Here is a 12,978-nt window from a genome sequence, read left to right as displayed (position 1 = left end):
CCGGAGCGAGAGCCCCAGGCAGACAAATTTCACATCAGGATTGCAGCAGTGCTTTTTCTGCCAGCAGCGCGAAATAACGCGCCGCCTCTTCGATTAACGCTTCATCGGGGTTAAACGCCGGGTGATGCAGGCCGTAATCGCTGTCGCTGCCGATGCTGACAAACGCACCGGGAATATGCTGCAAATAGACGGCGAAATCCTCGCCCCCCATGTGCAGATCCGCCTCCTGCGTCTGGTAACCGTGCCAGTCGGCAACATCGCGGGCGAAGGTTGCCCAGCGATCGTGATTAACCAGCGCGGCAGGTCCTGCGAACCAGCGCACCGTGATATTGGCGTCAAACGCCTGCGCCAGACCGGCGGCAATATCGTCAACGCGGCGTTTCACCGTTTCGCGCACTGCCGCCTGATGAGTACGCAGCGTGCCTTCCAGCTCGACATGTTCCGGCAGTACATTCCACGTATTGCCCCCCTGAATGCGGGTGACGCTCAGCACCACCGACTCCAGCGTATTGACGTTACGGCTGGCAATGCTTTGCAGCGCGACCACCAACTGGCTGGCGAGCAAAATGGCGTCGTTACCTTCGTGCGGGCGTGCGGCGTGCGCACCTTTACCGGTGACGGTCAGCGAGAAACGATCCACATTGGCGTAAAACGCGCCGCCGCGCGTGGCAAACGATCCGACCGGTAAGCCGGGTTCGTTATGCATGCCAAAGATGGCGCTAACGTTGTCCAGAGCGCCAGCGTCGATTAACCGTTTCGCGCCGCCAAAATTCTCTTCCGCGGGCTGGAACAGAATGCGCACTCTGCCCGGCAGTTGCGGCTCTTTCTGTTTAAGCAGCAGCGCCGCGCCAAGCATAACGCTGGAGTGAACGTCGTGCCCGCAGGCGTGCATCACGCCAGGGTTGCGCGAAGCAAACGGCACGTCGACCGCTTCTTCAATCGGCAAGGCATCGATATCCGCGCGCAGGGCGATCACTTTTTCGCCGCTGCCCACTTCCGCGACCACACCTGTCGGCAGGCTTAACGGCAGCAATCTCAGCCCGGCGCTCTCCAGCCAGTGGCGAATGCGCCGGGTGGTTTCAAATTCCTGCAATGACAACTCCGGGTGCTGGTGTAACTCGCGTCGCCAGTCGATCAGTTGTTCAGCAAAGCTCATCCCGCCACCTCCTGCGTTGCTTTGGTGTTTGCGTGGGCCTGCGCCAGCCGCAATACAGAGGTCAGCCGCGCACTGCCTTCGCTGATCGGCGTATCGATAATAAATTCATCAATGGCGAACTGCTGATGCAGTTGATCCAGCCCCGCCAGAACCTGTTGTGGCGTTCCGGCGATCAATGACGGTTCGCGTTTTGCGATACGCACCGCCGGGCTGCCTGCCTGGCGGGCAAACGCTTGACCTTGTGCCTCGCTGGCGACGCTCACGCGCTGGCCATTAGCCAGCTCGACACCCCAGACTTCAACCTGTTGCGCCAGCGCATGCGCCTGGGCTTCGGTTTCCGCGACGATCACCTGCACGGCAACCAATGTGTCACGCTGGCTCTGTTGTTGCCACTGCGTGACAACGTCACGTAAAAGAGCTTTGTCACCGTTGAGATGGGCGGCAAAAACGAAATTCCAGCCTAGTTTTGCCGCAAGCGCCGCGCTTTCGAGGCTTGCACCAAGCAGGAAACCTTCTGCACGCTGCGGGGGTAGCGGCGTTGCCAGAACGGTTTCTTCCGTGTGGTCATCTTTTGACAGGGACAACCAGTTATCCAGTTGCGCCAGTTGATCGGCAAAACTGCCCTTCTCAGCGCTGTTTATTCCCTGCTGGAGTGCGCGGGTGGAGAGCGGCAAACCGCCGGGGGCTTTGCCGACACCAAGATCAACGCGCCCCGGCGCAAGGGTCGCCAGCAGGTTGAAGTTTTCCGCCACTTTGAACGGGCTGTAATGTTGCAACATCACCCCGCCGGAACCGACGCGAATTCGCCGCGTTTGCCCCAGTATCCAGGCGATAACCAGCTCCGGCGACGGGCTGGCCAACTGGGTAGTGTTGTGATGTTCGGCAATCCAGAAGCGGTGATAGCCCCAGTTTTCCGCCTGCTGCGCCAGTTGCAGCGTGCGGGCCAGGGCATCCTGTGCGGTTTCGTGCTCCGCGATGGGGCTTTTATCCAGCAAACTCAGGCGATAAGACATGCAATTGACTCGCGTTAGAGGAGATAACCTCATTAATAGGGCGACGCGCGCATGCTGTGAAACAATTAATTTACATTAAATAAGCAAAAAATTTGCAAAGACATGGATGTCGGTGCTGCGGTCGTCATGATGACTGATAACAACTACGCAATAATTCTGTAAATTTGTTACACATTCCTTTTACTTATACAGGTTATTTCTGTTGCATTTTTCGTCGGATTAAATCATTTGCTCTGCTCGTTACCCTTAACCTCACAATTTCCGCTAATAGTCGAGTGCTATGGCACTGGTATGTTTTGCGTCGTATATCGATTGCGGTTACGATGCTGCGCCATGTTTGGTCTTATCCATACGAAGAAACACTGGAAAGACAGAACATTTTCCCGCGCCAGGCAATCGATTGGTTTTCTGCCTGCCGGGTTGAGGAATTCCGCAAGGTTCAGACAGGTAAACAGGTAACGCAATGAAAACAGACAACAACGTCACGGATCATCACGCCGCGAAACGACGCTGGCTCAATTCTCACGAAGAGGGCTACAACCGCGCGATGGGTAACCGCCAGGTGCAAATGATTGCTATCGGCGGCGCAATCGGTACAGGTTTATTTCTGGGCGCGGGCGCCCGACTGCAGATGGCGGGGCCGTCGCTGGCTATCGTTTATCTGGTGTGTGGTATTTTCTCCTTCTTTATTCTGCGCGCGCTGGGCGAACTGGTATTACACCGCCCTTCCAGCGGCAGCTTCGTCTCTTATGCGCGTGAATTTCTTGGCGAAAAAGCCGCGTATGTCGCCGGTTGGATGTATTTCATCAACTGGGCGATGACCGGTATCGTGGATATCACCGCCGTTGCGCTGTATATGCATTACTGGGGCGCGTTTGGCGATGTGCCGCAATGGGTGTTTGCCCTTGGCGCGCTGGCGATTGTCGGCACCATGAACATGATCGGCGTGAAGTGGTTCGCGGAGATGGAGTTCTGGTTTGCGCTGGTCAAAGTGCTGGCGATTGTGGTGTTCCTGGTCGTCGGAACCATTTTTCTCGGCAGCGGTAAACCGCTCGATGGCGGCGCGACCGGCTTCCATTTGATCACCGATAACGGCGGTTTCTTCCCGCACGGCCTGTTACCGGCGCTGGTGCTGGTTCAGGGCGTTGTGTTCGCGTTCGCCTCAATCGAACTGGTAGGTACGGCTGCCGGTGAGTGTAAAGATCCGCAGACCATGGTGCCGAAAGCCATTAACAGTGTTATCTGGCGTATCGGTTTGTTCTATGTCGGTTCCGTGGTGCTGCTGGTTCTGCTGCTACCGTGGAATGCGTATCAGGCGGGACAAAGCCCGTTTGTGACCTTCTTCTCCAAACTGGGCGTGCCGTATATCGGCGACATTATGAATATGGTGGTGCTGACTGCGGCGCTCTCCAGCCTGAACTCCGGCCTTTACAGCACAGGTCGTATTCTGCGCTCGATGTCGATGGGCGGTTCCGCACCGAAATTCATGTCGAAAATGAGCCGTCACCATGTACCTTACGCGGGCATTCTGGCGACCATTTGCGTCTACATTGTTGGTGTGTTCCTGAACTACCTGGTGCCGTCGCAAGTGTTTGAAATTGTGCTTAACGTTGCGTCGCTGGGGATCATTGCCTCCTGGGGCTTTATCGTGGTGTGCCAGATGCGTCTGCGCAAAGCTATCCACGAAGGCAAAGTGGCGGATGTCAGCTTCAAAATGCCTGGCGCACCGGTGACTTCATGGCTGACGCTGCTGTTCCTGCTCAGCGTGCTGGTGCTGATGGCGTTCGATTACCCGAACGGTACGTACACCATCGGTTCGATTCCGCTGATTGCGGTGTTGTTGGTTGCGGGCTGGTTTGGCGTGCGTAAACGCGTTAATGAAATTCACAGCACCGCACCGGTTCACCCGGATGCCGTACCGAAGACGCATTCGTAACGCGTCATAAAAGCAAAAAGCCGCAGCGGAAACGTTGCGGCTTTTTTTGTTCGCGTGAAAGCTACGCCTGCGCTTGTTTAAAACGTTGCCAGGCGGCAGTAATCTGCGGCGCAATCAACGCATAGTTTTCCTGGGTATTATCAACGTGGGAGATCGTAGGCAGCCCTGTTGTCAACACGCGCTCGTACTCGTCAAAATACCCTGCCGCTGCAGTCGTGTAGTAATAGTCAGTGAAAGAAAAAGCTCCCCGCAGGGAGCTTCAGATATCAAACGATTACAGCGCAATACGTAGCACATCATCCGGTTGCGTTGCTTCTTTTTCACGCGTTGAGGCCTGTTTCACGCTGACGTACAGCGTATTGCCGTCCGCTGACAGCGCCAGGCTGTTCGGATGAGTTGGTGTGGCGAAGGTTTTCACTACGTTATAGCTTTTTGCGTCGATAACGCTCACTTTCCCCGCCTCGCGGTGCGTCACGTAAACTTCATTGCGCGTTGGGTTAAACAACACCGCCAGCGATTCTGGTACCGAGATTTTCTCCAGCACCTTGCCGTTACGGGTATCGACAACCAACACTTCCGGCGCTTTTGAATCGGTGATAAACGCGCGATGACCGGCGGTATCGAGGCTGAGGTTGAGATAGAAGTGCTCTTTGTCGTCATCCTGCAATTTTTTACGTTCAAGGATGCGGTTGTTGCGGATATCAATGGTCACCAGCTCACCGTCAGCATTGGTGGTGTAGAGGCGTTTCGCCGCGCTATCAATAGCAAGGCCGGTGCTGTATGTTCCCGTACTGGTAATGGTCGTTTTCAGCTTCAGCGCCGCACCGTCCACCACCCATACCGCACTCTCTTTCCCGACGCCGGTGATGTAAACCGTGTTGGTTTCTTCATCCACCGCCAGCTCGCGCGGGCTGAGCGGACGTACCGTGTCCGAGCGTTTACGCGCATCCAGCACCACGCGGCCTTTAATAACGCCAGTTTTGGCGTCTACCGCCGTTACGCAACCGTCTGTGGTGTTGCCGAACCACAGTGTCTGCGTGCGGCTATTGAGCGTTGCACCAAACGGTTTTAAATCGCTGTGAATGGCTTGCGTAATGTCAAGCGTGGCCGGATCAAGACGGTAAATCACCCCACCTTTATCCGTTTTGCGGCTCTGCGCGGTCGCCAGCCACAGCGCGTTTTCCTGCTGGCTGATGGCCATTTCATAGGCGCCTTTCCCGACCGCTTTGCGCAGCATCTCTTCTGCGGCGTGGGTGTTAAATGCCCCCGCCAGCAGTAACGATCCCAGAACCAACGTATGGCGCAAGCGCGGTGCGCATAATTGACGTAAAGACATGACGACTCCCTTTGTTCAACTTAGTGGTTACGTTTTCACATGCGTCCAGTGCACGAAACGGCGGTTTCGCTTATTGTTATAGTTGAGAATAGTAATCATTAATGACAAGAAAGTGGAGCGTTAATCTTCGCGACGCAGGATCCTGGTTCCTCCGTTACACTCATTGTTAACGTAACGTGCGTTTAACGTTTTCAAATAATTTACATACGCTTTAACATATTGGCGTATTTCCTCTTTTTGGTTCGTCTTTTAACTTGGTTCCGTCATGAATATCATTTCTGCCACAAAGGTCACCCTGCCGGTGTTATTGCTACCGGCTGCGCTCTCCACGTCCGCTTATGCCGCCGACAACGAACAAACGATGATTGTCAGCGCCACACCGCAGACCGTTTCCGAACTGGACAGCCCCGCCGCCGTGAGCGTCGTTCAGGGCGACGACATCCGCCAGGCCGCGCCGCGCGTCAATCTCTCAGAATCGCTGAACAGCGTTCCCGGTTTACAAGTGCAAAACCGGCAAAATTACGCCCAGGATCTGCAACTGTCGATTCGCGGGTTTGGTTCGCGTTCTACCTACGGCGTGCGCGGCATTCGCCTGTATGTTGATGGCATTCCCGCGACCATGCCGGATGGCCAGGGACAAACATCGAATATCGATTTAAACAGTGTGGAGAGCATAGATGTGCTGCGCGGCCCGTTCTCGGCGCTGTATGGCAACGCGTCTGGCGGAGTGATGAATGTCACCACGCAGACCGGGCGTGAACCGGCCGCCATTGAAGCCAGCAGCTATTACGGCAGCTTTGGTAGCTGGCGCTACGGGCTGAAAGCCACCGGCGCGATGGGCGACGGGACGCACGCGGGCGATGTCGATTACACCGTATCCAGCACCCGTTTTGTCACCCAGGGCTATCGCGATCGCAGCGGCGCGCGGAAAAATCTCGCCAACGCGAAACTCGGCGTTCGTATTGATGACGTCAGCAAACTGAGCCTGATTTTTAACAGCGTGGATATTAAAGCCAACGACGCCGGCGGATTAACCGAATCTGAATGGAAAGATAATCCGCGCCAGTCGCCGCGTGCGCAGCAATATGATACGCGCAAAACCATTAAGCAAACCCAGGCGGGCTTGCGCTATGAGCGCCAGATGAGCAGCCAGGATGATTTCAGCGTGATGATGTACGCCGGTGAGCGTGAAACCACGCAATATCAATCGATCCCGCGCGCGCCGCAGCTCAACCCAACCCACGCGGGCGGCGTGATTGATTTAACGCGCCACTATCAGGGCATTGATACCCGCTGGACGCACCGTGGCGAACTGGGCGTACCCGTCACATTTACCGGTGGTCTGAACTACGAAAACATGAGCGAGGAGCGCAAAGGTTACGAAAACTTTGTCATGGATGGCATCACGCCGGTGTACGGCGAAAAAGGCAACCTGCGCCGTAATGAACGCAACCTGATGTGGAACGTCGATCCGTATCTGCAAACCGCCTGGCAATTGACCGATAAGCTGTCGCTGGATGCGGGCGTTCGTTACAGCTCCGTCTGGTTTGACTCCAACGACCATTACATTACAGCGCGTAATGGTGATGACAGCGGCGAAGCCAATTATCACAAATGGCTGCCTGCCGCGTCGCTGAAATATGCCATGACCGAGGGCTGGAATGTGTATGCCGCCGCCGGTCGCGGTTTTGAAACGCCCACCATTAATGAGCTCTCCTACCGCGCGGATGGCAAAAATGGTCTCAACTTCGCGCTGAAACCGTCGACGAACGACACGGTGGAGATCGGCAGCAAAACGCGTATCGGCAATGGCCTGCTGACCGCCGCGTTGTTCCGCACGGATACCGATAATGAGATCGTCACCGATACCAGCATCGGTGGGCGTACCACCTATAAAAATGCCGGAAAAACCCGTCGTCAGGGCGCGGAGTTATCCCTCGATCAGCAATTCGCCGGGAACTGGCGGGCGAAACTGGCGTGGACCTATCTTGATGCAACGTATCGCAGTGAGGTGTGCGACGGCGGATGTAATGGCAACCGAATCCCGGGTATCGCGCGCAATATGGGCTTTGCCTCGCTGGGCTGGATCCCGGACCAGGGTTGGTACGCAGGCGCAGATGCGCGTTATATGAGCGATATCATGGCCAATGACGAAAACAGCGCCAAAGCGCCTTCTTATACCGTCACCGGGCTGAATACCGGTTATAAATTCAGCTATGGCAACTGGATGATGGACGTGTTTGGTCGGGTCGATAACCTGTTTGATCGCAAATATGTCGGTTCCGTTATCGTTAACGAAGGCAATAACCGTTACTACGAACCGGCGCCGGGGCGTAATTACAGCGTTGGCTTATCGGTCGCGTATCAGTTTGAATAATATGCAAGCCCCTGTTAGCAGGGGCTTTTTTTATAGCGATAACGACCAGGCGTGGAACAACCAGGCATGTGACAACCAGGCGTGGGACAACTAGGCATGTGACAACAGTGGGAACATCACCTGATGGTCGCGAAACACATTCTCTTTCCCGCTGAACAGAAACAGCGTGTCCTCATCGTCAATTAACGTGCATTCACATTCGCGGGTTTCTTTGGGCGTAAAACCTAACACCACACGCTGGGTTTGTTGATTGGCTAAGGCATTAACAATTTGCGTTAATGTCGTGCCCGGTTCGGCAAAAATATCGAAACACAACAGCGTGCCTCTGTTTTGCGTGGCAATGGCAATAGCCTGATGTTTTTCTGAAAAATAGACGCACGCTTTTAAATACGACGCACAGTAAAACATCAACAAACCCACGTTGTTATTCATCGGCAGCGCCGAAAAGGGGTTGGATTTCGCATAATAGTGCAGCAACTGCTGCCTGTCGGCGTCGTCGTCCATATCCAGCCGGCGAAAGTCACTCGCCACCGGCGTGGCACGCAGGGTGTATTGATATTCCCGCGCTTTCTCAAAGCCAAACTTCGGATAAAAATCCCGCACGGTGGCGTTTGCGTACAAATAGATTGCATCGGCCCGCTGTTGCCATTCATGGATAATTTCCGTCAACAGGTAACGGGCAAGTCCATTATTGCGATAGCGCTTATCGGTCATTACCGTGCCTATCTGGATATAGCGTTTTTCTGCGCCCATCCAGCGTGTGTCGATAACATTAACCGAGGCATTGGCAATAACCTGGTTTTCATCGACCAGCGCGTAGGGAATGTAGTTTTCTGTCCAGAACCCCGCCTGATACCAGGCCTCGAAGGATAAATCGAAGGTATCTACGGCTAAATCAATAAAGCTTTGGCGCAATATGTCGTGCTGTTTTAGTTGTTTTACCAGAGGGTATTTCATGCCGCCGTTTCCCATAAAAAAGCCCGGATGCATCGCGCTTCCGGGCTGTTACTGATGCGCGTATCAAAGGTTAAAACGTGGTCCAGCCCTCATCACTCGTGGCGGTTTCACGCGGTTCGACGCCCTGCTTCACGCCGGGTTTGGCTGTCGGTTTGCCGGTTTTGGCTACCGGTTTTGCGCCATTTTGATCGAGACGGAACGTGGCGACCAGCTCTTCCAGCAAACGCGCCTGCTCTTCCAGCGAACCCGCCGCCGAAGAGGATTCGCTTACCAGTGAGGCGTTCTGTTGCGTGGTACTATCCAGTTCACCCACCGCGCGGGCGATTTGCTCAATACCGCGGCTCTGCTCTTCGGAAGCAGACGAAATTTCGCCCATGATATCGTTAACACGGGTGACAGACTGCACCACCTGATCCATGGTTTCACCGGCTTTTGCCACCAGTTCGCTACCGACATTAATGCGCGAAACTGACTCGCTAATCAGCTGTTCGATATCTTTTGCCGCCTGCGAGCTGCGTTGCGACAGGCTGCGCACTTCGCTGGCCACTACCGCAAAACCACGCCCCTGTTCACCAGCGCGTGCCGCTTCTACTGCGGCGTTAAGTGCCAGAATGTTGGTCTGGAAGGCGATGCTGTTAATCACAGCAGTAATATCGGCAATTTTGTTCGAACTGTTATGAATATCGCCCATGGTGTTTACCACTTCGCGCATCACCGTACCGCCTTCGCTGGCGGTTTTCGACGCCTGGGCTGCCAGGCTGCTGGCATTGCGAGCGTTATCGGCGTTGTTTTTCACCGTAGCGGTCAACTCTTCCATGCTGGCTGCGGTTTCAACGACCGCCGCTGCCTGTTGCTCGGTGCGGGAAGAGAGATCGGTATTGCCTTCGGCAATCTCCGTCGCCGCACGCGAAACCTGGCTTACGCTGTTGCGCACTTCGAAAATCATGTCGCGCAGCGTATCGTTCATCCGGCCCATTGCACCGGTTAATTGCCCCAGTTCATCCGTGCTCTGCGCACGGATCTGCGAGCTGAGATCGCCACTGGCGATACGTTCCGCCAGCGCCAGGTTGCGATCGATAGGACGCGTAATCTGACGGATAACCCACCAGGAGACGATCACGCCAAGCAGGATAGCAATCACGCCGATAATCGCCGCAATGGTGCTGGAGGTGTACGCCAGTTCATCGTTATGCGCTTTCACCAGCGTAATGATCTGTTTGAGCGAGGCGCTGCTCTCATCCCCGCCCACTTTGACTTTATCTTCCGACGCCTTTAATGCCTGGAAAGCGGTGAGATAGTTAAGGCTCAAATCGCGGTATTTCACCGTGTCATCCCACAGGGATTGCAACGGTGATTGCAGCTCACCCGGTAACTGGCTTACCAGTGCCTGAACGCTCTTTTGCGTTGCGCCAAAACGGGCATCCAGCGCCTCTTTAGACTCTTTACCCGGGCTGTAACGAACCACCAGCGCGGCGTCGCGTACGGTGCTGATCGCAAACAACTGTTCGTAAATTTGCGCCATCAGCGCCGGGTCGGCCACTGGTGTGCGCACCAGCGTGGTATAACGCGCAGAGAGATCTTGTGCGGCCAGTTTGTCGAGCGATTCGCGCACGGTCTTGATATCACCGGTGGCTTTTTGCATCTCGCCAATCGCGTTCTGGAACTGTTCCAGGTGGCGGGCGACATCGTTGATAATTTGTTTTTCGTTTGCAGACCAGGACATATCGTCGGCGCTGGCAGTTAGCTCGGAAGCGTGACGCACGTAGTTGGACATCACCTGCCCTGATTTATCATCGCCATAGAAGTATTTCAGACGGTTAATTTTGGCCTGAAATACTTCAATGTTGATGTTGTACATAAGGTTGGTTTTTTCGTAGACGTCGCGTATTTCTTTGAAGCGCAATACGCTGAGGACGGTGGCAATAGCAACCAGAAAGAGAACTAACCCAAAACCGACTGACAGCTTCCTACTAATTTTTATATTGCTTAACCGCTGGCTAAATGACATTCCGGACTCCTTGCTAAACCCCAATGTTAGCGCTCAACAACTGCACGCACACATTGTTATCGGCAAAGAAGCCAGGGATTTCAGGTGCTGGCTGGTCTTATCAGTCAAAAACGTGATATTGATGCGCCCCATTCGCAAATTTTCCCGGGGAGCATCAATATATAAAGAGAATGATTGTGTTGTTGAATTGGAACTCAGCGATAGAATTGTTTGTGAACGATGTTTGCGCCCTCATCAATCGCACGCCATAACGCGCGTTCGCTAGCGAAAGCGTCTCCCTCTTCTAACGCCGCCAATAAATCACCGTAATTTTCGACGCGCGTTAAATCCTCAGAATTTGGATAAAGATAATTGTAACAAGGGCCAATACGAACCCATAACTGCTCAATCAAGGCGGTTAGCGTCGGCATCCCGGCGTGGCTGTAAACGCTAAAGCGAAACACGCGGTTAGCTTGTAAGCCCTGCTCGGTGTTACCGCTTTTCATTGCTTCATGGAAATTCGCCGCCAGGATACGCAACTCACGAATTTTCTCCTTCGTCATATGCTGGCTGGCTGCGCGAGCGGCCATGCCCTCAAGATTTTTACGAATCTGGTTAATTTCGTTATAGCGATCAAGGCTGACTTCCGGCACCAGAAAAGCCTGCGCCGGGGTGGCATGCAGCGCGCCTGCGGAGACCAACCGCAGTAACGCTTCCCGCACCGGTGTAATACTGGTGCCTAATTGATCGGCTATTTCCTTTGTGATGAGTCGCGCGCCCGGTTTAAGCGCACCAATAATAAGCGCACTCTTAAGACTCGCCTCAACTTGCATGGTGAGACTGGTCCGCTGCGCTTTTTCCAAATCAAGCATGTTTGTATCCCGTATAATTTCTTATTTATTCTCAGCCTGGTAGCGTGTCCGTGATTTGTGTCAATGAATATATTATATACACATGCCTGGTCTTGGATGGTCGCGTAAAAGTTAAAACAATTTGTATTTATTATGCACAACTACCAGGAACCGCCTTCACAAGGTCATCAGTTCCTTATGCTTATCTAATTAAAGACGTTTCTCAAAAATTTGCACGATTTCTGATGGCGGTTTTTCACCGCCATCATTCTTTTAGCTGAGAGGCCCGATTTGCACTACGACTTTACCGAAATTTTTCCCTTCGAGCAGGCCAATAAAAGCGTCTGGCGCATTTTCCAGACCGTCGATCAATTGCTCACGGTACTGAATTATTTCTTGTCGAATCCATTGTTCCATTTCTTGTTGAAATTCATGAATACGGTGGCCGTAATCCTGACCAATAATAAAACCTTGCAAGCGGATTCGTTTTTTCAGCAGCGTTGCCATTAATAACGGAATACGATCCGGACCGGCGGGAAGATCGGTGGCGTTATAGCCGCTGACTAATCCGCAAAGCGGAATTCGCGCGGAGGTATTTAATAACGGCAGTACCGCATCAAATACTTTTCCGCCGACATTTTCAAAATAGATATCGATACCCTGCGGGCAGGCCGCAGCCAGTTGTTCGGCAAAATCTTCCGCATGGTGATCAATGCAGTGATCGAACCCCAGCACGTCAACCGCATGACGGCATTTCTCGCTGCCGCCGGCCACGCCGACTACGCGACAACCCTTAATTTTACCGATTTGCCCTACTGTCGCGCCTACCGGACCGGTTGCCGCGGCAACAACCAACGTTTCACCGGATTTCGGCTGGCCGATATCCAGCAATCCCATATAGGCGGTAAACCCTGGCATACCAAGAATGCCAAGCGACCACGACGGGTGCGGCGGATTGTCTCCCAGTTTGACCAGGCCTTCGCCGCCCGAAATGTCGTAATCCTGCCAGCCGCTGTAACCCAGCACCCAGTCACCTTCGGCGAAATCCGGGTGCTGCGATTTGACGACGCGGCTAACGGTGGCACCGCACATCACTTCACCAATTTTTACCGGTGGTGAATACGATGGCGCATCGCTCATACGCCCGCGCATATAAGGATCTAACGAAAGGAAAACCGTGCGCAGCAACACCTGCCCTTCGCCCGGCGTGGCAATGTCATCTTCTTTAAGGCGGAAATTATCCGCGACGGGCGCGCCATGCGGGCGGGAAGCCAGCACCCAGCGGCGGTTGCGGTGAGGATCTTGTTTCATTGTTCGCTCCTGTACGTGTCAGACTAACTATTGATACTAGTCTCTGACGGCCAG

The 12,978-nt window shown here is 54.0% G+C and carries 9 protein-coding genes; 2 read left to right on the top strand and 7 right to left on the bottom strand.

Annotated elements, in window-relative coordinates; translation table 11 throughout:
- Positions 1 to 34 precede the first annotated feature (34 nt).
- On the bottom strand, positions 35 to 1,156 hold the full coding sequence (locus JKP81_RS05980; RefSeq protein ID WP_200550956.1) for an amidohydrolase: 1,122 nt from the start codon (positions 1,154 to 1,156) through the stop codon (positions 35 to 37).
- Entirely contained in the window at positions 1,153 to 2,169 is a 1,017-nt protein-coding gene (locus JKP81_RS05975) for an MsnO8 family LLM class oxidoreductase (RefSeq protein ID WP_200550955.1), read from the bottom strand. Before JKP81_RS05975 ends, JKP81_RS05980 begins: the two co-directional genes overlap by 4 nt.
- Positions 2,170 to 2,632: 463 nt before the next feature.
- Here JKP81_RS05975 and ansP point away from each other — a divergent pair, with 463 nt between their 5' ends.
- Positions 2,633 to 4,105, top strand: a complete 1,473-nt coding sequence (ansP, locus tag JKP81_RS05970; RefSeq protein ID WP_200550954.1) for an L-asparagine permease — start codon at positions 2,633 to 2,635, stop codon at positions 4,103 to 4,105.
- Between the two features lie 274 nt (positions 4,106 to 4,379).
- Here ansP and JKP81_RS05960 read toward each other — a convergent pair whose 3' ends face one another.
- Positions 4,380 to 5,441 carry a YncE family protein gene (locus tag JKP81_RS05960; protein WP_200550953.1) on the bottom strand — a complete coding sequence of 354 codons (1,062 nt, stop codon included), beginning with the start codon at positions 5,439 to 5,441 and terminating at the stop codon, positions 4,380 to 4,382.
- 265 nt (positions 5,442 to 5,706) lie between these two features.
- On the opposite strand from JKP81_RS05960, the gene pqqU reads away from it, so the two are divergent.
- Positions 5,707 to 7,818, top strand: a complete 2,112-nt coding sequence (pqqU, locus tag JKP81_RS05955) for a TonB-dependent receptor PqqU (protein ID WP_200550952.1) — start codon at positions 5,707 to 5,709, stop codon at positions 7,816 to 7,818.
- A 90-nt stretch (positions 7,819 to 7,908) separates the two neighbouring features.
- Here pqqU and JKP81_RS05950 read toward each other — a convergent pair whose 3' ends face one another.
- From JKP81_RS05950 to JKP81_RS05935, 4 genes are all read right to left on the bottom strand, one after another.
- Positions 7,909 to 8,775 (bottom strand): GNAT family N-acetyltransferase, encoded by an 867-nt coding sequence (locus JKP81_RS05950; RefSeq protein ID WP_200550951.1) that lies wholly within the window; start codon positions 8,773 to 8,775, stop codon positions 7,909 to 7,911.
- A gap of 70 nt (positions 8,776 to 8,845) precedes the next feature.
- The gene (locus tag JKP81_RS05945) at positions 8,846 to 10,783 is read right to left on the bottom strand and encodes a methyl-accepting chemotaxis protein (RefSeq protein WP_200550950.1); all 1,938 of its coding nucleotides are present in this window, start codon (positions 10,781 to 10,783) and stop codon (positions 8,846 to 8,848) included.
- A gap of 194 nt (positions 10,784 to 10,977) precedes the next feature.
- Positions 10,978 to 11,634, bottom strand: coding sequence for a GntR family transcriptional regulator (locus tag JKP81_RS05940; protein ID WP_200550949.1), 657 nt, complete (start codon positions 11,632 to 11,634; stop codon positions 10,978 to 10,980).
- A 252-nt stretch (positions 11,635 to 11,886) separates the two neighbouring features.
- Entirely contained in the window at positions 11,887 to 12,924 is a 1,038-nt protein-coding gene (locus tag JKP81_RS05935; protein WP_200550948.1) for an NADP-dependent oxidoreductase, read from the bottom strand.
- Positions 12,925 to 12,978 lie beyond the last annotated feature (54 nt).

Source organism: Kosakonia sp. LAM2021 (genome assembly GCF_016620385.1).
GTDB classification, from domain to species: Bacteria; Pseudomonadota; Gammaproteobacteria; order Enterobacterales; family Enterobacteriaceae; genus Kosakonia; species Kosakonia sacchari.
This window is presented reverse-complemented; position numbering and strand designations above follow the sequence as displayed.

Excerpts from the sequence above, each read along its gene's own strand:
- JKP81_RS05960 (WP_200550953.1), bottom strand. The coding sequence starts at position 5,441 with ATGTCTTTACGTCAATTATGCGCACCGCGCTTGCGCCATACGTTGGTT.
- ansP (WP_200550954.1), top strand. The coding sequence starts at position 2,633 with ATGAAAACAGACAACAACGTCACGGATCATCACGCCGCGAAACGACGC.
- JKP81_RS05945 (WP_200550950.1), bottom strand. The coding sequence starts at position 10,783 with ATGTCATTTAGCCAGCGGTTAAGCAATATAAAAATTAGTAGGAAGCTG.
- JKP81_RS05975 (WP_200550955.1), bottom strand. The coding sequence starts at position 2,169 with ATGTCTTATCGCCTGAGTTTGCTGGATAAAAGCCCCATCGCGGAGCAC.
- JKP81_RS05980 (WP_200550956.1), bottom strand. The coding sequence starts at position 1,156 with ATGAGCTTTGCTGAACAACTGATCGACTGGCGACGCGAGTTACACCAG.
- pqqU (WP_200550952.1), top strand. The coding sequence starts at position 5,707 with ATGAATATCATTTCTGCCACAAAGGTCACCCTGCCGGTGTTATTGCTA.
- JKP81_RS05940 (WP_200550949.1), bottom strand. The coding sequence starts at position 11,634 with ATGCTTGATTTGGAAAAAGCGCAGCGGACCAGTCTCACCATGCAAGTT.
- JKP81_RS05950 (WP_200550951.1), bottom strand. The coding sequence starts at position 8,775 with ATGAAATACCCTCTGGTAAAACAACTAAAACAGCACGACATATTGCGC.
- JKP81_RS05935 (WP_200550948.1), bottom strand. The coding sequence starts at position 12,924 with ATGAAACAAGATCCTCACCGCAACCGCCGCTGGGTGCTGGCTTCCCGC.